Origin of the sequence: Sphingomonas taxi, assembly GCF_000764535.1 — a bacterium.
Taxonomy (GTDB): domain Bacteria; phylum Pseudomonadota; class Alphaproteobacteria; order Sphingomonadales; family Sphingomonadaceae; genus Sphingomonas; species Sphingomonas taxi.
The window spans coordinates 699438-725441 of sequence record NZ_CP009571.1; the positions used below are offsets into that span (position 1 = coordinate 699438).

At 67.1% G+C, this 26004-nt stretch carries 22 protein-coding genes and 2 tRNA genes; 12 read left to right on the forward strand and 12 right to left on the reverse strand.

The window, feature by feature from the left end:
- Positions 1-35: 35 nt before the first annotated feature.
- The 7 genes from MC45_RS03060 to MC45_RS03090 form a co-directional block, all read right to left on the reverse strand.
- Positions 36-653: a retropepsin-like aspartic protease family protein gene (locus MC45_RS03060; protein WP_038659361.1), complete on the reverse strand. Its 618-nt coding sequence runs from the start codon at positions 651-653 to the stop codon at positions 36-38.
- Entirely contained in the window at positions 650-1414 is a 765-nt protein-coding gene (locus MC45_RS03065; RefSeq protein ID WP_038659363.1) for an MBL fold metallo-hydrolase, read from the reverse strand. Before MC45_RS03065 ends, MC45_RS03060 begins: the two co-directional genes overlap by 4 nt.
- Positions 1411-2187 (reverse strand): TatD family hydrolase, encoded by a 777-nt coding sequence (locus MC45_RS03070; protein WP_038666327.1) that lies wholly within the window; start codon positions 2185-2187, stop codon positions 1411-1413. Before MC45_RS03070 ends, MC45_RS03065 begins: the two co-directional genes overlap by 4 nt.
- The gene (metG, locus tag MC45_RS03075; RefSeq protein ID WP_038659365.1) at positions 2187-3737 is read right to left on the reverse strand and encodes a methionine--tRNA ligase; all 1551 of its coding nucleotides are present in this window, start codon (positions 3735-3737) and stop codon (positions 2187-2189) included. The genes MC45_RS03070 and metG overlap by 1 nt, the downstream gene beginning before the upstream one ends.
- Positions 3738-3778: 41 nt before the next feature.
- Entirely contained in the window at positions 3779-4753 is a 975-nt protein-coding gene (locus MC45_RS03080; RefSeq protein ID WP_038659368.1) for a DNA polymerase III subunit delta', read from the reverse strand.
- A gap of 10 nt (positions 4754-4763) precedes the next feature.
- Positions 4764-5930, reverse strand: a complete 1167-nt coding sequence (locus MC45_RS03085) for a D-alanyl-D-alanine carboxypeptidase family protein (protein ID WP_038659370.1) — start codon at positions 5928-5930, stop codon at positions 4764-4766.
- Between the two features lie 68 nt (positions 5931-5998).
- Positions 5999-7000 carry a lytic murein transglycosylase gene (locus MC45_RS03090; protein ID WP_245640825.1) on the reverse strand — a complete coding sequence of 334 codons (1002 nt, stop codon included), beginning with the start codon at positions 6998-7000 and terminating at the stop codon, positions 5999-6001.
- Positions 7001-7137: 137 nt separating this feature from the next.
- On the opposite strand from MC45_RS03090, the gene MC45_RS03095 reads away from it, so the two are divergent.
- Positions 7138-7227 (forward strand) — tRNA-Ser (locus tag MC45_RS03095).
- A gap of 29 nt (positions 7228-7256) precedes the next feature.
- Here the strand turns inward: MC45_RS03095 and MC45_RS03100 are convergent.
- On the reverse strand, positions 7257-8156 hold the full coding sequence (locus MC45_RS03100) for a LysR family transcriptional regulator (protein ID WP_038659374.1): 900 nt from the start codon (positions 8154-8156) through the stop codon (positions 7257-7259).
- A 176-nt stretch (positions 8157-8332) separates the two neighbouring features.
- Between MC45_RS03100 and MC45_RS03105 the strand changes: the two genes are divergently transcribed.
- On the forward strand, positions 8333-8764 hold the full coding sequence (locus MC45_RS03105) for a cupin domain-containing protein (RefSeq protein WP_081974317.1): 432 nt from the start codon (positions 8333-8335) through the stop codon (positions 8762-8764).
- Positions 8765-8769: 5 nt separating this feature from the next.
- The gene (locus MC45_RS03110; RefSeq protein ID WP_245640900.1) at positions 8770-9327 is read left to right on the forward strand and encodes a DUF4865 family protein; all 558 of its coding nucleotides are present in this window, start codon (positions 8770-8772) and stop codon (positions 9325-9327) included.
- Positions 9328-9374: 47 nt separating this feature from the next.
- Here MC45_RS03110 and MC45_RS03115 read toward each other — a convergent pair whose 3' ends face one another.
- Positions 9375-11489, reverse strand: coding sequence for a prolyl oligopeptidase family serine peptidase (locus MC45_RS03115; RefSeq protein ID WP_038659381.1), 2115 nt, complete (start codon positions 11487-11489; stop codon positions 9375-9377).
- 84 nt (positions 11490-11573) lie between these two features.
- On the opposite strand from MC45_RS03115, the gene MC45_RS03120 reads away from it, so the two are divergent.
- Entirely contained in the window at positions 11574-12971 is a 1398-nt protein-coding gene (locus MC45_RS03120; protein ID WP_038659384.1) for an MFS transporter, read from the forward strand.
- Between the two features lie 130 nt (positions 12972-13101).
- Here MC45_RS03120 and MC45_RS03125 read toward each other — a convergent pair whose 3' ends face one another.
- Entirely contained in the window at positions 13102-14838 is a 1737-nt protein-coding gene (locus MC45_RS03125) for a DUF885 domain-containing protein (RefSeq protein WP_038659387.1), read from the reverse strand.
- A 125-nt stretch (positions 14839-14963) separates the two neighbouring features.
- Here MC45_RS03125 and MC45_RS03130 point away from each other — a divergent pair, with 125 nt between their 5' ends.
- The 4 genes from MC45_RS03130 to MC45_RS03145 all read left to right on the forward strand — a co-directional run bounded on the left by MC45_RS03130 (position 14964) and on the right by MC45_RS03145 (position 20137).
- Complete coding sequence (locus tag MC45_RS03130; protein ID WP_038659390.1) at positions 14964-15791, forward strand: alpha/beta fold hydrolase; 828 nt, start codon at positions 14964-14966, stop codon at positions 15789-15791.
- Positions 15792-15878: 87 nt separating this feature from the next.
- On the forward strand, positions 15879-17816 hold the full coding sequence (acs, locus tag MC45_RS03135) for an acetate--CoA ligase (RefSeq protein ID WP_038666332.1): 1938 nt from the start codon (positions 15879-15881) through the stop codon (positions 17814-17816).
- Positions 17817-17894: 78 nt separating this feature from the next.
- Entirely contained in the window at positions 17895-19949 is a 2055-nt protein-coding gene (locus MC45_RS03140) for a carbon starvation CstA family protein (RefSeq protein WP_038659393.1), read from the forward strand.
- Entirely contained in the window at positions 19946-20137 is a 192-nt protein-coding gene (locus MC45_RS03145; protein ID WP_038659396.1) for a YbdD/YjiX family protein, read from the forward strand. Before MC45_RS03140 ends, MC45_RS03145 begins: the two co-directional genes overlap by 4 nt.
- 205 nt (positions 20138-20342) lie before the next feature.
- On the opposite strand, the gene MC45_RS03150 is transcribed toward MC45_RS03145, so the two are convergent.
- Positions 20343-20735 (reverse strand): MarR family winged helix-turn-helix transcriptional regulator, encoded by a 393-nt coding sequence (locus tag MC45_RS03150; protein ID WP_245640826.1) that lies wholly within the window; start codon positions 20733-20735, stop codon positions 20343-20345.
- Positions 20736-20861: 126 nt separating this feature from the next.
- Here MC45_RS03150 and MC45_RS03155 point away from each other — a divergent pair, with 126 nt between their 5' ends.
- The 4 genes from MC45_RS03155 to MC45_RS03170 all read left to right on the forward strand — a co-directional run bounded on the left by MC45_RS03155 (position 20862) and on the right by MC45_RS03170 (position 25816).
- Positions 20862-22049 carry an HlyD family secretion protein gene (locus tag MC45_RS03155; RefSeq protein ID WP_425423993.1) on the forward strand — a complete coding sequence of 396 codons (1188 nt, stop codon included), beginning with the start codon at positions 20862-20864 and terminating at the stop codon, positions 22047-22049.
- Positions 22046-23620, forward strand: coding sequence for an MDR family MFS transporter (locus tag MC45_RS03160; protein WP_038659402.1), 1575 nt, complete (start codon positions 22046-22048; stop codon positions 23618-23620). The genes MC45_RS03155 and MC45_RS03160 overlap by 4 nt, the downstream gene beginning before the upstream one ends.
- A 4-nt stretch (positions 23621-23624) precedes the next feature.
- On the forward strand, positions 23625-25073 hold the full coding sequence (locus tag MC45_RS03165) for an efflux transporter outer membrane subunit (RefSeq protein WP_245640827.1): 1449 nt from the start codon (positions 23625-23627) through the stop codon (positions 25071-25073).
- Between the two features lie 86 nt (positions 25074-25159).
- On the forward strand, positions 25160-25816 hold the full coding sequence (locus MC45_RS03170) for a GntR family transcriptional regulator (protein WP_038659405.1): 657 nt from the start codon (positions 25160-25162) through the stop codon (positions 25814-25816).
- Between the two features lie 93 nt (positions 25817-25909).
- Here the strand turns inward: MC45_RS03170 and MC45_RS03175 are convergent.
- Positions 25910-25986 (reverse strand) — tRNA-Pro (locus tag MC45_RS03175).
- Positions 25987-26004 lie beyond the last annotated feature (18 nt).

Genomic DNA, 26004 nt, shown 5'->3' on the forward strand with positions numbered 1-26004 from the left:
TCTCACCGACCCAAGCTTAGGATCGATAATAGACATTATGTAAAATCCTGATGGTGGTGGGGTTCGAGGATCAGCGTCTGCCCCTCGACCCGCCACGATTTCAGCTTGGACAGGAAGTTCATGCCCAGCACGTCGGTATCGCCGAATGCCGGCGAGACGACGACGCCGAGGCCCCGCGCGGCGATATCGCCGAGCCGCAATTCGCGGACCGTCGCGGTCTGCGCGCTGATCTGGCCATTGGCGGTGTTGAGGATCATCGGGAACGCGCTGTTGCGCACGTCGAGCGCGGCGGCCTGCGCGGTGCGCGTCGACAGCGCGGTCACCGTCGCGCCGCTGTCGATCAGCATCCGCCGCGGGACACCGTCCAGTGTCACCCGCGCCCAGAAATGCCCGTCGGCGGCCATGCGGATCCGCGTCTCGCGCCCGACGACCGTCTGGTCGGCGATCTTCAGCACGCTGGCGATCCGCTGCAGATACGGATCGAACCGTTCGCGCTGGCCGACGACGATGACGAGCAGACCGATGATGAGCGCCCAACTTGCCAGCGACAGGACGATGCGGAGGATCGGGACGCGTCGGGCGATCAACGCCGAAATCGGGAGGATGAGCAGCACCAGATAGAAGAGCGCCGAGCCGCCCAGATCCGTGTTCATGGCGTGAATTCGAGTCCGTCGTAGCCAGGTTCGACGCCTGGCGGCAGCGTCGCCATCAACGTCGCATAATCCATACTATGGTCCATATGTATGAAGGCTGACCGCCCCGGGCGAAGCTGTTCGATCCAGTCGAGCACCGCCGGTACGTCGGGATGCGTCGGGTGCGGCGCATAGCGCAGCGCATCGACGATCCAGACGTCGAGCCCTGTATAAAGCGCGCGCATCGCCGGCGTGAGTTCGTGAAAGTCGGTGGCATAGCCGACCACCGCGTCGCCGGCGGAAAACCGCAGTCCGGCCGAGGTGATATGGCCATGCGGCTGGTCAACCACGTCAATCGTGATGCTGCCGATCGTCAGTCGATCGGGCAGCTCCGCCGCCTGTAGCGTCGGCGGATACCCCTGCCGGCCGGCGAAGACATAGGTGAACTTTTCGTGCAAGGCCGCCAGCGTCTTCGGTCGGGCGAAGCCTTGCACGGGTCTGCCGAGCGCATGGTAGATCTGGCGGACATCGTCGATACCGTGACAGTGATCGGCGTGATCGTGCGTCCAGATGATCGCGTCGACCGCCGCGACGTCGGCGGCAAGCAATTGCTCGCGCATGTCGGGCCCGGTATCGATGAGGATGCGCGTGCCGTCATGCTCGACCAGCAGCGACGCGCGGGTACGCCGGTTGCGTGGTTCGCCGGGGTCGCAGGCGCCCCAGTCGTTGCCGATCCGCGGCACGCCAGACGAGGTGCCCGAGCCGAGGATACGGACCTTCACCGCTGCGCTTTATTGAACAAGGTGAAGAAGTTGTCGGCGGTTCTTGCGGCCAGCTCTTCAAGTGGCTCGCCGCGCAGCTTGGCAAGAAAGGCGGCCGTATCGGCGACGAAGCCCGGTTCGCCCGGCTTGCCGCGATTAGGCACCGGCGCGAGGAACGGCGCGTCGGTCTCGATCAGCAAGCGGTCGCTCGGCAGCCGTGCGGCCGTCTCTTGCAGATCGCGCGCGTTCTTGAACGTCACGATCCCCGAAATCGAGATATAGAAGCCCAGTTCAAGGGCCCCGTCGGCGAACGCCCCGCTCGCGGTGAAGCAATGGATGACGCCGCTATAGGCCCCCTGCTCCATCTCCTCGCGCAGGATCGCCAGCGTATCCTCCTCCGCGTCGCGGGTGTGGACGATCAACGGCAATCCCGTCTCGCGACAGGCGGCGATATGCGTGCGGAAGCTCGCCTGCTGCCGCGCCCGATCGGAATGTTCGTAGTAATAATCCAGTCCCGACTCACCGATCGCGACGACACGCGGATGGGCGGCGCGATCGACCAGCGTGGCGCGCCCGACATCCGGATAGGCGTCGGCTTCGTTGGGGTGGATGCCGATCGCGGCCCAGACGTCGGGCTCGCGCTCGGCGGTGGCGACCACCGCATCCCATTCGCTCTCGCGCGTCGAGATGTTGAGCATCGCGCCGACGCCCCTCGCCCGCGCCCGGGCCAGCACCTCGCCCTGCTGCTCGAACACGCCCTTGTAGTTGAGGTGGCAGTGGCTGTCGGCGAACATCATTCCGTCACCGGCAGCTCGAGCCGCGGGAAGACCGGCGACGGCGGTGCGATCACGAAGCCGGACGCCGCCTGACGCGCATACCAGCCGTCGTCATCGATCGCAGCGTGATCGCGCGCATCGGCGCCGATCTGGTCGAGCACCTTGGCCGCCGCATCCGGCACCACCGGCAGGATCGCGATTGCCAGCATGCGGATCGCGCGGACGAGCGTGCCGAGCACGGCATGCATCCGCTCGGGATCGGTCTTGCGCAGCGCCCAAGGCGCCTGCGCATCGATATATTGGTTGCAAGCGAAGACACCGCGCATCCACGCCTCGATCCCCTGGCTCAGCATCAGATCGTCGAACGCGGTCTTGAGCCCGGCACAGGCGACGACGATCTCCTCGATCAGCATCGCATCGGCGGGATCGCTGCGGCCCGCATCGGGGAACGCACCGCCGAGATTCTTGGCGATGAACGACAAAGTCCGTTGCGCAAGATTGCCGAAGCTGTTGGCGAGTTCGGCGTTGACCCGCGTCACGATCGCCTCGGCCGAATAGCTGCCGTCCTGCCCGAAGCTGACCTCGCGGAGCAGAAAATAGCGGACCGCATCGACTCCGAACGCCTGCGTCAGTTCGTCGGGGCTGACGACATTGCCGACCGACTTCGACATCTTCTCGCCGCGATGAAGCACGAAACCATGCGCGAACACCTGTTTCGGGATCGGCAGGTTCGCCGACATCAGGAACGCCGGCCAGTAGACGGTGTGAAAGCGCGTGATATCCTTACCGATCAGATGCAGATCGGCCGGCCAGAAGCGCGCCAGCGCTTCGCTGTCGTCCGGATAGCCGGCACCGGTCAGATAATTGGTCAGCGCATCGACCCAGACGTACATGACGTGGCCGGGGCTGTCCGGCACCGGCACGCCCCAGTCGAAGCTGGTCCGCGACACTGACAGGTCGGACAGGCCGCCCTCGACGAAGCGCATCACCTCGTTGCGGCGCGTCTCCGGGCGAATGAAATCGGGATTGGCCGCATATAGGTCGAGCAGCGGCCGCTGATATTTCGACAGGCGGAAGAACCACGTCTCTTCCGCGGTCCATTCGACCGGCGTGCCCTGCGGCGAAAGGCGTTGTCCCCCCTCCCCGTCGATCAGCTCCTTCTCGTCGTAAAAGGCTTCGTCGCGAACCGAATACCAGCCCTCGTAGCGGTCGAGATATAGGTCGCCGCTGTCGCGCATCGCGCGCCAGATCGCCTGGCTCGCGGCATAATGAGCCGGCTCGACGGTGCGGATGAAGCGATCGTAGGAAATGTTAAGTGTGTCCGCCATCTCGCTGAAATGGGACGACATTTCGTCGGCGAAAGCGCGCACCTCGACGCCCCGGGTCCGCGCCGTCTGCGCCATCTTGAGGCCATGTTCGTCGGTGCCGGTCTGAAAGCGGACGTCGCGGCCCGCCTGCCGCTGGAAGCGCGCGATCGCGTCGGCGGCGATCATCTCATAGGCATGGCCGATATGCGGGCGCCCGTTCGGGTAATGGATCGCGGTGGTGATATAATAAGGATCGGCCATGCCGGGCCTCCTAGTCGATCCTCAGGGCGAGGTGAAGCGGGTCAGCGCAGCGCCGCGACGATCGCCGCCATCTCGAACACCGTCGCCTGCGCATCGAGCGACAGGCCCAGCGCCGCACCGGCGAGATCGCGCGCCGCGGCCTGCGCGTCGAGCGCTGTCTTGAGCCGAGCGCCCGACCGGCTCCGCGCCTCGCGCGCGATCATCGCCGGCACGCGATCGAGGAAGGCTTCGTAGCGCGCGGCATTGCCCTTCCCCGCCAGCGCTTTGGCGAGCGCGGCTCGGCGCGCGTTCATCGGATCGCCATCCTCGGCGATGCCTGCGATCGCCCGGTCGAGCCCGTCGATATCGAGCCCGGCATAACGCAGAGCACGGCCGGGCGCGCCCTCCCCGGTTCGCACCAGCGCGGCGATCTCATCCGCATCGGCCTCGGGCAAGGCCTGCCGCAGCGCCTTTGCCATATCGTCGTCGTCGAGCGCGGCGAAGCGCAGCACGCGGCAGCGCGAGCGGATCGTCGGCAGCAGTCGGCCCGGCGCATGGCTGACGAGCAGGAAGATCGTCCCCGCCGGCGGCTCTTCGAGGTTCTTGAGCAGCGCGTTGGCACCGTTGCGCTCGAGATCGTCGGCGGCATCGATGATGACGACGCGGCGCGCGCCCATCGACGGCGTCGTCGCGAACAGCGGCTGGAGACTGCGCACCTGCGCGATCGTGATGCTCCGCGCCAGATCCTGATCGGGCTTTTCGGGATCCTTGGGCAGCCGCTGCATCACGCGCAGATCGGGGTGGGAGCCGGCATCGACCAGCGCGCGCGTCGGATGCCCCTCCGGCACGACCAGCCCCGGCGCCGAGACGCCGGTCGCGCTCGCCTCGGCAAGCATGCGCAGCGCCGCGGCCTGCGCGAAGCGCGCCTTGCCGACGCCCTCCGGCCCGACCAGCAGCCAGGCGTGATGCAGGGCGCCGCCGCGCAGCGCCGCGACGAATGCGGTGTGCGCGTCGGCGTTGCCGAACAATTCGGTCACGGCCGCGGCATCAGCCGAAGAGCGAGGTCAGTCCCGCCCAGGCGCGACCGAAGAAGCCGGCCTCGCCGATATCCTTGTCGGCGACCAGCGGCAGCCGCTGTTCGGGCAGGTCGGGCGCCTTGACGACGAGATCGGCGATATGCTGGCCGGCCTTGATCGGGGCGCGGATCGGCCCATCGTAGACGACCTTGGCGCTCATCTGCGGCACCGCACCCGCCGGCACGGTGACGGTGAGCTGCCGCGGCGCGACGAGGCCGACGCTGCTCGCGCTGCCCATCTGCACCTCGGCGGTCGACACCTGCTTGCCCGCGGCGACGACCGGCTTGGCCTGCCAGGCGCGGAAGCCCCATTCCATGAAGCGCACCGATTCCTCGGCGCGGCCGTTCGACGAGGTCAGCCCGGCGACGACCATCACCAGCCGCCGGCCATTCTGCTCCGCCGAACCGGTGAAGCCGAAACCCGCCTCCTCGGTATGGCCGGTCTTGAGCCCGTCGGCGCCGGCGACGCGGCCGAGCAGCGGATCGCGATTGGCCTGGGTGATGTCGGCACCGGCGCCGAGCGTCTTGCCCCAGGTGAAGCTGCGCAGCGAATAGAAGCGCTTGTAGAGATCCGGGAAGTCCTTGATCGTCGCGCTGGCGAGATGCGCGAGATCCTTGGCGGTGACATAGGTCACGCCATTGTCGGGCCAGCCGTTCGACGTGCCGAAATGGCTGTTGGTCAGGCCGAGCTTCTTCGCCTGATCGTTCATCCGGTCGGTGAAGGTCTGTTCGGTCCCCGAAATGCCCTCGGCGAGCACGACGCAGGCATCGTTGCCCGAGAGCGTGACGATGCCCTTGAGCAGATTCTCGACGCTGACGTTCTCGCCGGTCGACAGGAACATCGTCGAGCCCGCCTGCGGCCCGTGCCAGCGCTGCCACGTCTCGGGCCGGACCTGAAACGTCTGGCCGAGCTTCAACTCGCCCTTTTTGATCATGTCGAAAGCGACGTAAACAGTCATCATCTTCGCCATCGACGCCGGCGGCATGCGGCGGTCGGCATCGCGCTGATAGAGCACCGCGCCCGACGACAGGTCTTCCATATAGGCGATCGGCGCGGTCCCCTGAAACTGGGGCGCGGCGGCGACCGACGGGACGGCGGCGGCGACGATCGCGAGGGGGGCGGCGAGCAGCTTGTTCATGACGGCGATGGGGCTTTCCGGGAGATTAAGCGGGAATGATGCTGGCATAGCGCCGCGCGCGGGCGGCGTCAGCCCTCAACCGCATCGGCGAGCAGGCCCACCGATAGCGCGTAGAAGTTCGAGCAATTGTAATCGAGGATCACCCGATAATTGCCGGTGAGCAGATAGGCGGTCGCACCGGGACCGTCGGGCTCGATCAGCGTCGCCTGCACGCTGTCGGCGGGCCATCCCCTGCCCTGCGGCACGACGCCCAGCGCGCGCCACTCCGCCATCGTCCGCCAGCGGCTGTGCCGTTCGAACACGCGTGGGCAGCGCGGCGACACGAGCCGGCTGGTCAGGCCGCTACGGTCGAGCCCCGCCGGAACGCTGACCGCAAGACCCCATGGCTGACCGGGACGCCAGCCGGCGTTGGCGAAGTAGTTGCCGATCGAGGCCAATGTATCGGCCGGGCTGGTCCAGATATCCGCCCGTCCGTCGCCATCGCCGTCGCGGGCGAGGCGGAGATAGACCGAGGGCAGGAACTGCGGATTGCCCGTCGCGCCCGCCCAGCTGCCCTTCAACTGCTCGCGCGGAATGCCGCGGTCGAGGATCTTGAGACCGGCGATGAACTCGCCTGCGAACAGGCTGCGCCGCCGCCCCTCATAGGCGAGGCTGGCGAGGCTGCGCAGCAAATCGAAATTGCCAGTATAGGCACCGTAATTGGTCTCATGGCCCCAGATCGCGACCATGATCGATTCGGGGACGCCCGTCTCGCGCTCGACGCGCGCCAGTCGCACCCGCTGCGCCTGATAAGTGGTACGGCCGCGGCCGATCCGCGCGGCGTCGACATGGCTCGCCTTATACGGCGCGAACGGCGGCGTCGCGGTGCTGCCCGGATTGCCCGGCTGGGCGCGATCGAGCTGGATGGTGCGGTCGCTAAGCGTGAGCGTCGGGAAGACGGCATCGACCGTCCGCTGCGTCACGCCCTCGGCCAGCGCCTGCCGGCGAAGCTCTTGCAGATAGGTCTGGAACCCGGCTTCGTCCTGCGCCGCGACCGGCGCGGCGCCGCCGAGCGCCAAGGTTGTTGCCATTACGCCGGTCGTCAGCGCGCGTCGCAGTCGTTGCCCCCACATGCCGGCCGTGGTGCCACAGCGGGCGGGTGGCGTGAACCTCTTATCGTCGCAGGGGTTGCACGGGCAGCCGCGGTGCGACTATCCGGGGTCACCACGGAGGGATGGCCGAGTGGTTTAAGGCAGCGGTCTTGAAAACCGCCGTAGGTGGAAGCCTACCGTGGGTTCGAATCCCACTCCCTCCGCCATTATCGACGCCGGCTCGGCACGCCGCCATTCAATGTTCGCTCAAGGTATTCGGCAGCGTCTCGCGCAACGCCTCCTTGATGATGAGCGCAAGACGATCTGTCACCGGGTCCGCCTCCTTGGCGGAGCGGAGCAGCACAAGGTCGAGCGAAGGCAAACTGGGTAGACGGTGGACGGCAGGATCGAGGATGCACACTGAGGCGGGGCGGCCAATATGCGTACGCAGCGCGATTCCTAATCCTGCCGCGGTTGCCGCCCACATGCCAGCAAGACTTGGGCTGACGAACGCGAGCCGCCAAGCGATGCCGTGCCGGTCCAAATGTTCGCATGCGATCGCACGCAGCGTGCACGGCGTGTGTAGAGCAACGATCGGAAGAGGCTGATCGTGGTCGATAGGCCAATGCGTGTCGTGACGGGCGCTTCCGAGCCAACGTAAAGGTACGGCGGCAATTCGTTCGCCATATGGTATGCCCCGGCTGTCCCAAGCAAGTGCGAGGTCGAGCTGGTTCGATGCGATCTTTTCAGTCAGTTCGCTGTTACGTGCGATGCGGCCCTCAATTCTGACCTTCGGATGCGCGCGGGCAAACCGGCCGAGCACTTGTGGGAGGACCGCCTCACCAAAATCTTCCTGAAGACCGAGACGAACCCAGCCTTCCAGTTCCATGCCGCGCACGGCCGCGACCGCTTCGTCATTGAGGTGAATCAACCGCCTTGCGTGGGTAAGCAGGATTTCACCGTTCTCCGTAAGCGAGAGACCGCGCCCGGAACGGCGCAACAAGGGCACCCCTGCCTGTGCCTCCAGCTTCTTGAGATGCGCGCTCACGGCAGATGTAGACCGTCCCAGCCGATGTGCGGCTCGAACGAACGAGCCAGCGTCCATACCGACGACGAAAGTGCGAAGAGCATCCATGTCCAGATTAGTCAGGCGCATCAACGATCCCGAATCTCAGGATTGACGATCCCGAACTTTCCGATTTTCAGAACGACGCTGATACCGCACGCTGCATGTGTCAACAGATGCAAGGAGCGCACCGTGCTTTCCACCCAATACGTCCTGCTAACCCATGGCGGTGTTCGGGCAGCCCCTGCTGAAAGCGATGCAGCGCGATGAGCAATCCTTTCGACATGGACGCCGCCTGTCCGTCGGCCATGACCGTCTGGCAGGCCGGAAAGGGCATCGTCGCTGCGCCGGCAGGTGTTTCAAGCAACCTTTTCCTTGTCCAGATGATCCTGTCGAGCCGGACCGAGGGCGAGATGACCGCAATGCGCGCATTCCTCGACCCCGGCGTGATCACCCATTGGCACAGCCATCCGCGGGGACAGCTTCTCTTCGTATTGGACGGCGTCGGGATGGTTCAGCGCGAAAGCGGCAAGGTGATCGAGGTTCGCACGGGGGACAGCATCTGGTTCGCGCCGGATGAAGTGCACTGGCATGGCGCTGCCCCTGCAAGCCCGTTCGGCTATCTCAGCGTGCAACCGGTGAAAGATGGAACAGCGGTTCATTGGTATGGCAAAGTCGAACGGGAGAAGCAGCCGTGATCGCGATGCAATATGGTTTCACCCTGCCCGCCGACTACGACATGGCGATCATCGACGAGAGGATCCGGACGAAAGGACCGCTGCTCGACGGTTTCCCGCATTTACGCTTCAAAGCCTATCTTTCCGCGCGCAAAAACGACGCCGGCTTTACCAGCGTCGAAAATCTCTATGCGCCCTTTTACCTTTGGGATGCCCCTGAGGGGATCGACGGCTTCCTATCCGGGCCGGGCTTTGCGACGCTCAGCCGAGACTTCGGCTGGCCGGCGGTGCGGACATGGATAGTTTGGCATGCGGAAATCGGACCGGAAATCAAAAGCGCCCGATACGCTAGCCAACGCATCACAACGATCAGCGCCTATTCCGATCTGGCCGCACAACGCGAAACTGCGTCCGCCAGCGTTCACTCTGCCGTGCAGAACGGCGCGCTCGCCAGCGTAGTCGGCTTCGATCCGTCCTGTTGGACACAAGTTAAATTTGACCTTTGGCGCAATCCCCCAGCACAGCCGCAGCCAGACACTCAGATGTATGCCGTGGGACACGTTTCACTGCCAACAGAGAAATGACGGTAGCAATGCCCCTCCAGCCGTCAGGCCGGAGGGGCATTGCTGGATCATTTCGCCGGGCCGAGCAGCTTCTGCGCGAAATAGGTCATCTGGAGCGCCTGCAACCGCGCACCCTGTTCGATGTCGGCATCGCCCGAATGGCCCCCGGCAGTATCCTCGTAGAACAGATACGGCAGGCCGTATTCCTTCAGCCGCGCGGCGAACTTGCGCGCGTGCTGCGGGCCGACGCGGTCGTCCTTGGTCGTCGTCCAGATATAGGGCTCGGGATAGGCCACGCCCTTCCTGATATTCTGATAGGGCGAGATCGTCGCGAGGAACGCCTTCTCCTCCGGCACCGAGGCCGAACCATATTCGTCGACCCAGGACGCGCCCGCGGCGATCTGTTCGTAACGCAGCATGTCGAGCAGCGGCACCTGAATGGTCACCGCCTTCCACAGATCGGGATGCTGGTTGAACTCGACGCCCATCAGCAGGCCGCCGTTCGAGCCCCCGTAGATGCCGAGCGTCTGCGCACTGGTCAGCTTGCGCGCGATCAGGTCCTTCGCGACGCTGGCGAAATCGTCGTAGATCACCTGCCGCTTGGTCTTACGGCCGGCGTCGTGCCATTTGGGGCCGAATTCGCCGCCGCCGCGGATATTGGCGAGGACGTAGCTGCCGCCGCGCTCGAGCCACAATTTGCCGGTGATCGCCGAATAGCCGGGCAGCATCGGCAGCTCGAACCCGCCGTAAGCCGTCATGATCGTCGGCGTCGTGCCGTCGAGCGCGATGCCCTTCTTGTGGACGATGAAATACGGCACCTTGGTGCCGTCGGTCGAGGTCGCCTCATGCTGCTCGACGACGAGATTGCTCGCGTCGAACTTGGCGGGCAGCGTCTTGACCGGCCTCGCGGCGCTCGCCGTGGCGGCGTCGAGCGGCAGCAGCGTCGTCGGCGTCAGGAAGCCGGTGACGGTGAGATAGCCGCGGTTGCTCTTGTCGTCGGCGCTGGCGACGCCGAGCGAGACGTTGTCGGGCAAGGCGATCGGTTTCGACGTCCAGCCGGCGTTGCCCGGCGTGTAGACCGACGCGCGGCCCCGGACGTTGTCGTTGTAGATCAGGACGACATGGTCTTTGGTCGTCACCACCTCGTCGACCGACTGGCGCGGCGTCGGCGCGAACAGCACGACGGGCCGGATCGCATTGGCCTGCACCTCGGCGAGCGGCGCCGACGCGACCGAGCCGGCGGTCACCGCACCCCATGGATCGCTGGTCTGGAACAGCACCTGCCCCGCGACCATGCCGACCGGGCTGGTCCGCGCCGGAATATCGAGCTTTTTGGTCCCCTCCGGCGTCCAGACGTGCGTCTCGCCGCCGAAGAAGGTGACGCGCCGTTCGATCGTCACCAGACGGTTGCCCTGGCCATCGGTGATCACGCCGGCATAGGTGCCGAGCTGGTCGGTCGGCTGGCCGCGGAAGATTTCCTGCGCCGCGTCGAGCGACCGGCCGCGCTTCACCAGCTTGACGACGAAGGGATAGCTCGACGCGGTCATCGTGCCCTGCCCCCAGTCGCGGCTGACCAGCAACGTGTCCTTGTCGAGCCAGCTCGCGCCCTGCTTCGACTTGGGCAGCGCGAAGCCGCCGGCGACGAACTGGCCGGTGGCGAGATCGAACTCGCGATAGCTGATCGCGTCCTCGCCCCCTTCGGACAGCGCGACGAGGCAGAGGCGTTCCTCGGGATGCAGGCAGGACGCGCCCTTCCATACCCATTTCTTGCCCTCGGCCTTCGACAGCGAGTCGAGGTCGAGCACCGTCGTCCATTGCGGCTGCGGCTGGGCGTAGCTCGCCTCGGTCGTCCAGCGCCAGATGCCCTGCGGATGATCGGCGTCGCGCCAGAAATTGTAGATGCGGCCATAGAGCTGGCTCGGCATCGGGATACGGTCCTTGGCGGACGCGATCGCCAGCGCTTCGGCATAGAAGGTCCGGTAGCGTGGATCGTTCTGCAGCCGCGGCAGCGTCTTGGCGTTCTCCGCCTCGACCCAGGCGAGCGGCCTGGCGCCGTCCTTGTCCTCGAGCCAGATATAGGGGTCGGTTTCGGTGGTCGGGGTGGTCGTCATCGGCCTGCTCTGCGCGAGCGCGGGCGCGGCGGCAAGGATCGTCGAGGCGATCAGCAGCGTGCGGAGGATCATCGGCGCGGTTTCTCCCTGTGATGGACCGGTCTTGCCGGGCAATGCGTTGGCGCGCAATCCGCCCGTATGCCTGGACCCTATCCGATGACCGATGGCCTGACCCTGCCCCGCCGCTATGTCGCGATCGGCGCGATCTCCGCGGGGACCGCGCTGGTCATCATCGACGGCGGCATCGCGACGGTGGCGCTGCCGACGATCGCGCGCGACCTGCACGTCGGCAACAGCGCGGTAGTGGCGGTGGTCACCGTCTATCAGCTCATCCTGGCGATGATGATCCTGCCCTTCGCCGGGCTCGGCGACAAATTCGGGCTCAAGCGCACCTATCAGTTCGGCCAGCTCGTCTTCACCGTCGCGACGCTGCTCTGCTTCTTCGCCAAGAGCCTGCCGTTCCTGCTCGTCGTCCGCGCGGCGCAGGCGCTCGGCGCGGCGGCGGCGCTCAGCGTCTCGTCGGCGCTGATCCGCTCGATCTATCCCGCCAAGCAACTGGGGCGTGGGCTCGGGATCAATTCGGTGGTGGTGTCGAGTTCGGCGGCGCTGGCGCCGACGATCGGCGGGCTGGTACTCGGCATCGCGCCGTGGCCCTGGGTGTTCGCCAGCGCCGTGCCGTTTGCGCTGCTCAGCCTCGTCCTCGGACGCGCGCTGCCCGCGCCCGAACCGCGCGACGAAAAGTTCGACGTGCTCGGCGCGGTGATGTGCGCGAGCATGATCGGCCTCGTCATCTCGGGGGCGGAGAGCGCGGTGCACGGTGACAGCCCCGTGGTGTCGGCGGCGATCGTCGCGGTCGGTGCGGGCATCGGCTGGATCTTCGTCCGGCGCGAGCGCGGCGAGGAAAAACCGATCCTGCCGATCGACCTGCTCGCGCGGCCGGTGATCGCGCTATCGGCGGTCGGTGCCTATACGGCATTCACCGCCTCGATGACGCTGCTGCTGTCGACGCCGTTCCGCTTGCAGCACGGTTATGGCTTCAGCGCGGCCGAGGTCGGCGCGGCGATCGCGCCCTGGCCGCTCACCAACATGATCGTCGCGCCGCTCGCCGGCTGGCTGTCCGACCGGGTGCCGGCGGGGCTGCTCGGCGGGATCGGCATGGCGGTGTCGATCGTCGCGCTGCTGCTGATCGCGACGTTGCCTGCCGATGCCGCCTATTTCGACATCGCGTGGCGGATGGCGTTGTGCGGCTCGGGGTTCGGCCTGTTCCTGCCGCCCAATGCGCGGCTCATCATCGGCTCCGCCCCACGCGAGCGCGCCGCGGCGGCGGGCGGCCTCGTCGGCACGGTGCGGCTGGTCGGGCAGACGACGGGCGCGACGCTGGTCGCGGCGCTGCTCGCGATGAACGTCGGCGCGGGGATGGCGCCGCCGCTGGTCGCCGCGGGCCTCGCTCTGATGGCGGGCCTGTGCAGCCTCGCCCGGCTACGCCCGTCGATCCGCAATCCGTCGAGCGACGAGGCGGAGGACGAGCAGCCGGGGACGCAGGTATCGCGGTGAGTCTTCCCCTTCCAGCCGACCGGCGACTATGTCCGCAACCGTTCGTGCTGAGCCTGTCGAAGCACGATGAGACTCACCTGCCCTTCGACAGGCTCAGGGCGAAAGGAAGGACGAAGGCCACGTCAGCCGATCAGAACACCGCCCGCGCCGTCTCCTCGCCCATCATCCGCTGCCGCACCAGCGGAATCGCCGGGCCGCCGTAGCTGAGAAACTGGTCATGGAACGCCTTCCACGCCTTGCGACCGCCGCGGGTGGCGGTCCAGTCGTCGCGCAGCTTGCGGATCATCAGCTTGCCGAGCGTATAGTTGAGATAGGCCGGATCATAGGTACCGCGCGCCGCCTGCTGGCGCGAATTGCCCTCGTCCTGATAGCATTGTTCGCGGAACATCTTGAGGCTCTGCTCCTGCGTCATGCCGCGCGCGTGCATGCCGATCGCCGACAGGAAGCGGCAGTCGCGCAGCAGCGCGTTGCTGATCTGGCCGATATGCGTCTCGGGATCGCCGTTATCGAGGCCCGCTTCCCACATCATCTCCTCGGCATAATGCGCCCAGCCCTCGGCGAAGGCATAGCCGACGAACACCCGGCCGAACATCGACTTGGACCGATTGGCGTGGAGGAACTGGAGGAAATGCCCCGGCATCACCTCGTGCACCGAGGTGAACAGCAGATCCTTCTTGCCCGGCACGAAGGCGTCCTGCGTCTTCTTGTCCCACGACGGATCGGGCGGCGAGATGTAATAGACCGACGGCACGTTCTTCTCATACGGACCGGCGGGGTCGATATAGGCCGAGTTCTGGCGGTTGTAGGGCGGGCTTTCCTCGACCTTCGCTTCCTCGGTGCCGGGAATGGTGACGAGGTCCTTGGCGACGACGAAGGCGCGCAGCGTCGGGATCTGCCGCCGCGCCTCCGCCACCGGGCCGTCGGCCGACTTGTTGGCATTCATCTTGTCGATGCAGGCGGGGATCGTCTGGCCCGGCGCGAATTGCTTGCAGGCGGCGGCGAGCGCATCCTGGTTGCGCTTGAGGTCGGCGCGGCCCGCCGCCTCCAGCGTCGCGAGCGACGCGTCGACGCCCTCGGTGGCGCGTACCATCCGCTGGAAGCGATCGGCGCCGAGCGCGAAATCGTCCGTCGCCGTGCCACGCTGCGCCGCGAGCCAGCCGCCGAGATCGCGCACCGCCTTGCTCGCCGCCGCCGATGAGGTCTTGAGTTGCGCCTGCAAGGCCGGGTCGCGGACGTCCGCGAACGCCTTGCGCGCGTCGCCGACGTAATAATCCGCGAAGCCGTTGAACCCGGCGACGCCGTAATCGATGAACGACCGCGGCATCGGCGTCTTGAGATTGGCGCGGATCGCCTGCGCCGCCGCCGGCACCCGCCCGAAGAAGGCGATCAGCGCCTTCAGCCGGGTCGGCGCGTCGGCATAGGGTCGGGCGATATAGACATTGGGGTCGAGCCCGCCGCCGACATAATAGGCCGGGTTGCTATGCGGCTGATCGGCATCCTCGAGCCAGAACAATTTCCCCTCGGCGACGCGGATCAGATAGTCGCGTTCGAACCGTTCGTCGGGGCTGAGATCGGCATCGCCGAACGCGCGAGCACGATCGATGGCGTGGTGGAGGAAGGCGGACTGGCGTTGCAGCCCGGCGCCGCTCCAGTCGGGCAACTGGCCGTCGAAATCGTGGCGGCCCTGATAGACCGCATTGGCCGGATCGAGCTTGAACCAGCCCTCGATGAAGCCGTCGCGGAATTGCGCGAAGCCGTTGCTGTGCGCCGGTTGCGCCGCCGCGCTCTCGTTGGTCGCGGAGGGCGCGCCGCCCGAACAGCCCGCCACGGCGAGCGCAAGCAGCGAGGCCGCCACGAAGATACGCATAACCTGATCCCCTGATTCGTTTTCGCCGCGATGCTGGCATCCGGCCGTCGCGAACGCCAGCCCGGGCGAGGAACGGCCCGCCGCGCGCCACGTTGACCGCGCTGACACTACGAGAGGACGGCTTCATGCCCTACGTCAAAACGCGCGACGGCACCGACATCTACGTCAAGGATTGGGGATCGGGCCGCCCGGTCATCCTGCTGCACGGCTGGCCCTTGTCGTCCGACAGCTGGGACCCGCAGATGATGGCGCTCGCCGACGCCGGTTTCCGGGCGATCGCCTACGACCGCCGCGGTTTCGGCCGGTCGGGCCAGCCGTGGAGCGGCTATGACTATGACACGCTCGCCGACGATCTCGCCGACGTGATGGCGGCGACCGGCGCCGATAGCGACGCTACGCTCGTCGGCTTCTCGATGGGCGGCGGCGAGGTCGCGCGCTACATGAGCCGCCATGGCGGCAAAGGCGTGATCGCCGCGGCGCTGGTCGCCTCGGTCGTGCCGTACATGTTGAAGACCGAGGACAATCCGCACGGCACGCCCGAGGACAAGCTCGCCGAGATCGGCGAGAACATCCAGAAGGACCGCGCGCATTTCTTCCGCGACACTTTCTTCAAGCAATTCTTCGGCGTCGGCGTGATCAGCCATCCGGTCAGCGACGACGTGCTCGACTGGGCGACGACCACCGCGTTGCAGGCGGGGCTCAAGCCGACGCTCGCCTGCGCAGAGGCGTTCGGCCATACCGACTTCCGTCCCGACCTCGCGTCGTTCAACGTCCCGACGCTGATCATCCATGGCACCTCCGACCAGACGGTACCGATCGACGCGGCCGGCCGTCCCGCCTCGCTCGGCATCGCGAACAGCCAGCTCGTCGAATATGACGGCGCGCCGCACGGTCTGTTCGCCACGCACGGCGATCGCCTGACCAACGACCTGCTGACCTTCCTCGGCCGGTAACGGCTGGCATCCTGCCGGCCGCTCCATTATCCACCCTCGCGGGCGCCCGGCGGCGCCCGCTTCATCATCATGGCGGGGATGCGTTGCGTGACCGATCCTGAAATCTACCCGATCACCGGCGACTGGACCAACGCCAGCCTCGACCCCAGGAAATACGAAGACCTTTACGAATCCGCGGCGAGCAGCCCGGGCAGCTTCTGGCTCGATCAGGCGACCAAGCGGCTCGACTGGATCACGGCGCCGACGATCGGCGGCGACTGGTCGTTCGCCAAGGCCGACTTCCACATCAAATGGTTCGCCGACGGCCAGCTCAACGTCGCGGCCAATTGCATCGACCGCCATCTCGCCAAACACGGCGATACCGTCGCGATCATCTGGGAGCCCGACGAGCCGTCGGAAGAGCCGCGTCGCATCACCTATCGCCAGCTCCATGACGAGGTTGGCCGCTTCGCCAACGTGCTGAAGGTGCATGGCGTCGGCAAGGGCGACCGCGTCACGCTCTACATGCCGATGATCCCCGAGGCGGCCTATGCCGCGCTCGCCTGTGCGCGGATCGGCGCGATCCATTCGGTCGTGTTCGGCGGATTCTCCGCCGATGCGCTCGCCGGCCGGATCGAGGATTGCGGGTCGAAGATCGTCATCACCGCCGACGAAGGCCGTCGCGGCGGCAAAAGGATCAAGCTCAAGGCGTGCGTCGACGAAGCCGCCGCGCGCGCGCCGACGCTGGAGACGGTCATCGTCGTCAAGGCGACCGGCGCCGAGGTGGCGATGGGGCCGCGCGACATCTGGTATCACGAGGCCGCCGCCGGCGTCGGCAGCGACTGCCCGGCGGAGACGATGGCGGCGGAAGACCCGCTGTTCATCCTCTATACCAGCGGTTCGACCGGCAAGCCGAAGGGCGTTCTCCACACCTCCGCCGGCTATCTGCTGTGGGCGGATTTCACCTTCAAGATCGCGTTCGACTACAAGCCGGGGCAGGTCTTCTGGTGCGCCGCCGATATCGGCTGGGTCACCGGCCACACCTATCTGCTCTACGGCCCGCTCTCCAACGGCGGTACGACATTGATGTACGAAGGGCTGCCGACCTGGCCCGACGCTAGCCGCATCTGGCAGGTGGTCGACCGCCACAAGGTCCATACGCTGTTCACCGCGCCCACCGCGCTGCGCGCGCTGATGAAGGAGGGCGACGACTTCGTCCGCAGGACCGATCGCTCGTCGCTCAAGCTGCTCGGCTCGGTCGGCGAACCGATCAATCCGGAGGCGTGGCGCTGGTATCACGACGTCGTCGGCGAAGGCCGCGCGCCGATCGTCGACGCCTGGTGGCAGACCGAGACCGGCGGGATCATGATCGCCCCCCTGCCCGGCGCGGTGCCGATGAAGCCGGGGTCCGCCTCGAAACCGCTGCCCGGCGTCGTGCCGCAGCTCGTCGACGACAAGGGAACGGTGCTGACCGGCGCGGCGCAGGGAAATCTGTGCATCACGCAAAGCTGGCCCGGCCAGATGCGCGGCGTCTGGGGCGATCAGGATCGTTTCTTCCAGACCTATTTCACCACCTACGAGGGCAAGTATTTCACCGGCGACGGCTGCCGCCGCGACGGCGACGGCTATTACTGGATCACCGGCCGGGTCGACGACGTCATCAACGTCTCGGGCCATCGCATGGGGACCGCCGAGGTCGAGAGCGCGCTGGTGCTGCACGAGGCGGTCGCCGAGGCGGCGGTGGTCGGCATGCCGCACGAGGTAAAGGGTCAGGGCATCTACGCCTATGTGACGCTCAACGCCGGACGAGAGGGCGACGAGGCGTTGCGCAGCGCATTGGTGGCCTGGGTGCGGCAGGAGATCGGCCCGATCGCCAGCCCCGACAAGCTGCAATTCGCGCCGGCCTTGCCCAAGACGCGCTCGGGCAAGATCATGCGCCGCATCCTGCGCAAGATCGCCGAGGGCGACGTGACCGCGCTGGGTGACACCTCGACGCTGGCGGACCCGGCGGTGATCGACGATCTGGTCGCGAACCGCATCGTCTGATCGTCCTCGACCGGGAGGGGAGCGGGTTGCCCTCTCCTCCCGCCCCCTTTAGGCACGCCGCCAGAGGGAGACGGAACGATGACCTTCGCGAGCAGGATCGGCTGGATCGTCGTCGCGCTGATCGGCGCCGGTGCCTTAGCGGTGGTGGCGACCGCCCGCGGCGAGACCGTCAATGCGGTGTGGATCGTCGTCGCGGCGGTGTCGGTCTATCTGATCGCCTATCGCTTCTATTCGCTCTATCTCGCCAAGGTCGTGGTCGGCATCGATCCGGCGCGCCCCACCCCGGCGCAGCGCCACCCCGACGGGCTCGACTTCGTCCCGACCGACCGGCGCGTGCTGTTCGGCCACCATTTTGCCGCGATCGCCGGTGCGGGGCCGCTGGTCGGTCCGGTGCTCGCGGCGCAGATGGGGTATCTGCCGGGCATGTTGTGGATCCTCGCCGGTGTCGTGCTGGCGGGTGCGGTGCAGGACTTCATGGTGCTGTTCCTGTCGATGCGCCGCGACGGTCGATCGCTCGGCGAGCTGATCCGCATGGAGATGGGGGCGGTGCCGGGGACGATCGCGCTGTTTGGCGCGTTCATGATCATGATCATCATTCTGGCGGTGCTCGCGCTGATCGTCGTGCGGGCGCTCGCCGACAGCCCCTGGGGGATGTTCACCGTCGCAGCGACGATCCCGCTCGCGATCCTGATGGGTGTCTATACCCGCTGGATCCGGCCCGGCCGGATCGGCGAAGTCTCTTTGCTCGGCCTTGTCGGGCTGATCCTCGCGATCATCTACGGCCAGAATGTTGCCGCCTCGGCCAGTCTCGCGCCGTGGTTCACCTATACGCCGGTGCAGCTCTGCTGGATCCTGATCGGCTATGGCGCGGTCGCCGCGCTGCTCCCCGTGTGGCTGCTGCTCGCGCCGCGCGACTATCTGTCGACCTTCCTCAAGATCGGCGCGATCGCCGCGCTGGCGATCGGCATCGTCGTCGTCGCGCCGCCGATGCGCATGCCGGCGCTGACCCGGTTCATCGACGGCAGCGGCCCGGTCTGGTCGGGATCGCTCTTCCCCTTCCTGTTCATCACCATCGCCTGCGGTGCGGTGTCGGGCTTCCATGCGCTGATCGCCAGCGGCACCACGCCCAAGCTGATCGCCAGCGAGGGTGATGCGCGCTTCATCGGTTACGGTGCGATGTTGATGGAGAGCTTCGTTGCGATCATGGCGCTGGTCGGGGCGTCGATCATCGATCCCGGCGTCTATTTCGCGATGAACAGCCCCGCCGCGGTCGTCGGCACCGACCCGGCCAGCGCCGCCGCGGCGGTATCGGCGATGGGCTTTGCGATCACGCCCGAGACGATCGCCGCCACCGCCCGCGACGTCGGCGAGACGACGATCATCAGCCGCGCGGGCGGCGCGCCGACGCTCGCGGTCGGCATGGCGCAGATCTTCAGCCATCTGATCGGCGGGCGCGCGATGATGGCCTTCTGGTATCATTTCGCGATCCTGTTCGAGGCCTTGTTCATCCTGACCGCGGTCGACGCCGGCACCCGCGCCGGCCGGTTCATGCTGCAGGACCTGATCGGCCTCGCGGTGCCGCGCTTCCGCAACTCGACCTCGTTCGTCCCGGGGCTGATCGGCACCGGGTTGTGCGTCGCGGCCTGGGGCTTCTTCCTGTATCAGGGCGTCACCGATCCGCTCGGCGGGGTGAACACCTTGTGGCCGCTGTTCGGCATCTCGAACCAGATGCTCGCCGCGGTGGCGCTGGTGCTCGCCACGGTCGTGCTGTTCCGGATGAAGCGCGAGCGTTATGCCTGGGTGACGATCCTGCCGGCGGCGTGGCTGGTGCTGTGCACGGTGACCGCCAGCCTGCTCAAGCTCTTCTCCGGCGATCCGAAGGTCGGCTTCCTCGCCCACGCCCGCCGCTTCGCCGACGCGGCGGCGCGCGGCGAGACGCTGGCACCCGCCAAGTCGCTCGGCGAGATGGGGCGGATCGTGATGAACGACCGGATCGACGCGGCGCTCTGCGCGCTGTTCCTCGCGGTGGTGGTGTTGATCATCGGCTATGGCATACGCACCTGCCTGATCGCGCGCCGCCTCGACGCGACGAGCGTCAGCGAGATCCCCGCGCTGGCAGTGGCAGCGGAATGAACGTCGGGACGATCCTGCGCGGTATCGCCGAGACCGGCCGGTTGATGGTCGGCGTGCCGTCCTATCGCACCTATGTGGCGCATATGGCGGCGGCGCACCCCGATGCGCCGGTGATGAGCGAGGCGGCCTTCTTCCGCAACCGGCAGGAAGCCCGCTATGGCGGACGCAACGGCGGTCGCTGCTGCTGACGTTCAGCGCGACCGCCGGGCGGATCAGCCCAACAGGGCGAACGTCACCGCGCAGATCGACAACGCCGCACCGCTCGCGCAGCACAGGATGCCGAAGCCGCATTGGCACAAGGTCGGCTGATACCGGTCCATAGCACCTCTCCTCAACGTCGCTCTTCCGGCGACGAACAGAGGCTAACACAGGCCGATCCGGATGCAATAGGCGTCAGCGCCGTGGACGCGCCTCTTCCGCGTCGAGCGCCGTCGAAAGGGTGTCGACCATGCCAGCAAGCGCGAGCCGCTCCTCGACGGTAAGCGCGCCGAACACGCCGTTGATGAGCTCGTGGCGCAGCGGTTCGGTCTCACCGATCACCCGCCGCCCCTCGTCGGTGATCGACACCTGTTTGACGCGTCGGTCCCGCTCGTCGGGTGTGCGCATCACCAGCCCGTCGCGTTCGAGCCCGTCGATCGCCTCGGTCACCGTCCGCGGCGCGTAATCGAAGAAGTCGGCGATGTCCGCCGCCCGCGACGGCCCCCGCTTGTACAGGAACAGCAGCAATTTGGTCCGCGCCAGCGACGCGCCCTGCTCCGCCATCCGCCGGTTCATCAGACGCTGCATTCGGAAAAAAAGCCGGAACAGCTCGGCGGCAAGGGGTTCGCAATCAGACATATGTGAGGACCCTCATTAAATGGTCTTGCACAATGCTGCAAGTGCGAGCATCACGACGCTGATCCAAGCAAGAAGATGAAGCTGATGGCCGAAAACGAGCAAAATCGGGATGATAGCGCCGAGTCGCAGAGCGACTCGGACCAAGCGCGAAGCAAGCCTTCGCCGCTCAAGAACCCGCGGGTGCGGATCATCCTGCTGATCGTCATCGCCGTCGCGGTGATCGGCGGCGTCTTGTGGTACGTGCGCTATCAAAGCGTCGGCAAATTCATGCAGGGCACCGACGACGCCTATATCCAGGCGGATGCGGTAACGATCTCGCCCAAGGTGTCGGGCTATGTCGACAAGGTGTTCGTCGCCGACAACCAGCAGGTGAAGGCCGGCACGCCGCTCCTCCAGATCGACGCGCGCGACTATAACGCGCAGGCGGCGCAGGTGGAGGCGCAGATCGATGTCGCCCGCGCCAATGCCGAGGGCGTGCGCGCGCAGATCCGCGAACAACAGGCGGCGATCGACAAGGCTCACTCGGACCTCAGCGCGGCGCGCAGCGATGCCGCCTTCGCGCATGCCGAGGTCGTCCGCTACCAGCCGCTCGCCGCCTCCGGTGCCGAAACGCGTGAAAAGCTGTCGCAGCTGCTGAACCAGGCGCGTCAGGCGGATGCGCAGGTCGCCTCGGCGCAGGCCGCGCTGACCAGCGCGACGCGCCGCGTCGGCACGTTGCAGGCGCAGGTCCAGCAGGCGAACGCGCAGGGCGAGGCCAGCCGCGCGCAGCTCGCCGCCGCCAAGGTCAACGTCGGTGCGACGATCCTGCGGGCCAGTATCGATGGCCGCGTCGGCGACAAGACGGTGCGCATCGGCCAATTCGCCCAGGCCGGTACCCGGCTGATGTCGATCGTTCCGGTGCAGCAGATCTACGTCGAGGCGAATTTCAAGGAAACGCAGCTCGGCCTGATGCGCGTCGGCCAGCCGGTCACGCTGGACGTGGACGCGCTGCCCGGTGTCGAGATCCACGGCCGCGTCGAGAGCGTCTCGCCGGGCACCGGTGCGCAATTCTCGCTGCTGCCGCCACAGAATGCGACCGGCAATTTCACCAAGATCGTCCAGCGCGTTCCCGTCCGCATCGCGCTCGACGCGGGGCCCGAAACGCGCAAGCTGCTGGTTCCCGGCATGTCGGTTGACGTGACGGTCGATACCCGTTCCGCCAAGGGCAGCGTGCAGCGCATCCGCGACGAGCAGGACCAGCATAACGAGCGGCGCGGCCGATGAGCGCGGCCGCCGCTCCTGCGGCTCAGGGCAATCGGGCGCGGGCCGCCACGCTCGAACGCGCCGATCTCGCCGCCTGGCTGGCGGTGGCGGCGGGCAGCCTCGGCGCGCTGATGGCGACGCTCGACATCTCGATCGTCAATTCGGCGCTGCCGGTGATCCAGGGCGAGATCGGCGCGAGCGGCACCGAAGGCACCTGGATCGCCACCTCCTATCTCGTCGCCGAGATCATCATCATTCCGCTCTCGGCCTGGCTCGAGCGCGTGCTCGGCCTGCGGACCTTCCTGCTGATCGCGTCGATCCTGTTCACCGCCTTTTCGGTGGTCTGCGGTCTGTCGACGACGCTGACGATGATGATCATCGGTCGCGCCGGCCAGGGGATCACCGGCGGCGCGCTGATTCCCACCGCGATGACGATCATCGCCACCCGCCTGCCGCGCTCGCAACAGCCGATCGGCACCGCGCTCTTCGGCGTCACCGCGATCCTCGGCCCGGTGCTCGGGCCGCTGATCGGCGGCTATCTGACCGAGAACGTCAGCTGGCATTACGCCTTCTTCCTCAACGTCCCCGTCGGCGCGGTGCTGCTGGTGCTGCTCCTCGTCGGCCTGCCGCACCAGAAGCCGCATCTGCGCGAATTGCTCAAGGCGGACTGGCTCGGCATCGCCGGCCTCGCACTGGGTCTCGGCGGCCTCACCGTCGTTCTCGAAGAGGGACAGCGCGAGCAATGGTTCCAGTCGGCGCTGATCATCAAGCTGACCGTGCTCACCGTCTTCGGGCTCGCGATGCTGTTCGCCGGGCAGTTCATTGCCGAAAAGCCGGTGGTCAAGCTGCGCCTCCTGATCGACCGCCAGTTCGGCAGCGTCGCGATCATGGGTCTGGTGCTCGGCATGGTGCTGTACGGCAGCAGCTACGTCATCCCGCAGTTCCTCGCGGCGATCGCCGACTATAATGCGCTGCAATCGGGCAAGGTGGTGCTGCTCAGCGGCATCCCCAGCCTGTTGATGATGCCGCTGGTGCCGCTGATGATCCGCCATCTCGACATCCGCGTCGCGGTCGCCTCCGGTCTGCTGCTGATGGCGCTGAGTTGCCACCTCGACACGACGCTGACCGCGCAATCGGTCGGCAGCGCCTTCACCGATTCACAGTTGCTGCGCGGCGTCGGCACGATCCTCGGCTTCGTCTTCCTCAACCAGGCGGCGATCGCTTCGGTGCGGCCAGAGGAGGCCGGCGATGCCGCCGGCCTGTTCAGCGCGGCGCGCAATATCGGCGGCTCGTTCGCACTCGCCGGCATCGCGACGCTGCAGGACCAGCGCAGCTATCTGCACAGCCGGCGGATCGACGAAGTGCTCAACGCCAATTCGGTCGCGCTGCAGGATTATCTCGCCGCCACCGGCCGGTCGCTCGGTGGCGCCGCCACCGCGATCCAGTCGCTTGGCGGCACGATCCAGCGCGAGGCGCTGGTGATGACCTATAACGACCTGTTCTGGCTCCTGTCGGTCGGCATCTGCTGCGTCGTGCCGCTCGTCCTGTTCCTCCGCCCGCTGCCGCAGGGCGGCCCCGTGGCGATGCATTGAGGCGATGATGCAAATTCTCCGCTCCCCTTCCCTTCTGCTGATCCCGGCATTGACGCTCGGCGCCTGTACGGTCGGCCCGAATTACGCCGGTCCGCCCAGGACGCTCGCCGACACCGCCGCCCCCGCCGGTTTCAAGCGCGGCGGCCCGCTCGCCTCGCCGGCGGCGCCGGGCGTCGCAGCCTGGTGGACGCAGCTCAACGATCCGCTGCTCACCCAGCTCGAGACGCAGGCGCTCGCCGCCAACCCGAACATCGCGGTGGCGACCGCACGGCTGCGGCAGGCGCGCGCCTCGCTGCGGCTGGAGCGCGCCAATCAGGCACCGAGCGCGAATGCGTCGGCAGTCTATCTGCACGCGCGCATTCCCGGCTTCGACTTCGGCGGCACGAGCGGCAGCGACACCGGCGCCAGCGCGGTCGACGTCTACAACCTCGGCTTCGATGCGAGCTGGGAGGTCGATCTGTTCGGTGGCCGCCGCCGCTCGGTCGAGGCCGCCCGCGCGCAGGCCGAGGCGGCGGAGGCGAACGTCGCCGATGCGCAGGTCAGCCTCACCGCCGACGTCGCTCAGGCCTATGTCAATCTGCGCGACGTCCAGCGCCGCATCGCCTTGGCGCGCGACGCGGCGCGGATGCAGCAGCAGATGCTCACGCTCACCCAGCAGCGGTTCGGGCAAGGCGCCGCCTCCGACCTCGATGTCGAGCGGCTGCGTGGCCAGGTCGAGTCGACCAACGGCCAGATCGTGCCGCTCCAGGCCGAGCTCGAAAGCTACCTCAACGCGCTGGCGGTCTTGACCGGGCAGGAGCCGGGCGCCCTCGATGCGCGACTGAGCCCGATCGCCGCAGTGCCGTTGCCCCCCGCCGCGGTCGCGGTCGGCGATCCCGCCGCCTTGCTCAAGCGCCGTCCGGACATCCGCGCGGCCGAACGCCAGTTGGCGCAGCGCACCGCGCAGGTCGGCGTCGCCGACGCGGCGCGCTTCCCGCGACTCAACATCCTCGGGCTGATCGGCCTCGGCGGGACCAAGCTCTCCGACATCAGCCCGGACAAGCTGGTCGGCCTCGCCGCGCCGATGCTGCAATGGAATTTCCTCGACTTCGGTCGCAACCGCGCGCGGATCAATCAGGCCGAGGGCCAACGCGACGAGGCCGAGGCGCAATATCGCGGCACCGTGCTCGGCGCGCTCAAGGATGCCGAGGATGCCCTCTCCCGCTTCGGCCACCGCCGCGAGACGGTCGCCAGCCTGTTGCGCAGCAAGGCGAGCGCCGATCGTGCCGCCGATCTGATGCAGCAACGCTTCCGCGCCGGCACCGCGACGTTGATCGACACGCTCGACGCCGAGCGGCAGCGGGTCGCCGCCGAACAGAATCTGTCGGCGGGCACCGCGGGGCTGACCGGCGACTTCATCGCCTTGCAGAAAGCGCTCGGCCTGGGCTGGGGGGCAGCGCCGCCAGCGGTGTGATCCGATTTGCAATATGTTGATCTTGCGGCCGGATTCTGGAAGAGGACCGTATACGCGTCGCGATCGTCGCGCTGGGAAACAAGCCGATGAGCATCGTCGTACGGACCCTTTCCGATCAGGTCTTCGAAATCGTCCGCGAACGGATCGTCGATGGATCGATCCGCGCCGAAGCGCCGATCCGGCAGGATGCGCTGGCCGCGGAATTGGGGGTCAGCAAGATCCCGCTGCGCGAGGCGCTCGTCCGGCTCGAACACGAAGGGCTGATCCACAGCCAGGCGAACCGCGGCTATTCGGTCCGCGCGCTATCGGCGGAACAGGCGGATGAAATCTATGCGTTGCGCCTGGCGATCGAGCCGCGCGCCGCGGCGATCGGTGCGGCGGAGGCGGATGGCGACGACCGCAGCTATGCGACGACCTCACTTGCCGCGCTCGAAGAGGCACGCGGCGCCGCGCCCACCGAAATTGCGGTGCGCCATCGCCGCTTCCACGTCGCGCTGGTGCGGCCCGGCGACCGCATGCTGACGACCCAGCTGATCGAGCGGCTGGCGATGCTCGCCGAACGTTATGTCATCGCGCATCTGGAGCCTGCCGGCCGGTTCGCGCGTGCCGACCGCGAACATCGCGATTTGCTCGCCGCCTGGCTCGACGGCGACGGCAACACGGTCGAGCAGCTCATGATCCAGCATCTCGAACTGACCCGCGCCGATCTGCAGGCCGAGCTGCAACACCTGCGCAACCGATAGGTTTGCGCCGGGACGGCGCTTACGCAATCTGCAATGTCATTGGCTGGAGATCCCGCGGGATCGATCCGGCTCGCCCGTCCCGAGCGAATGAAATGGTCGGGGCGACAGGATTCGAACCTGCGACCCCCACACCCCCAGTGTGATGCGCTACCAGGCTGCGCTACGCCCCGACCGAGGGACCGTCGGCA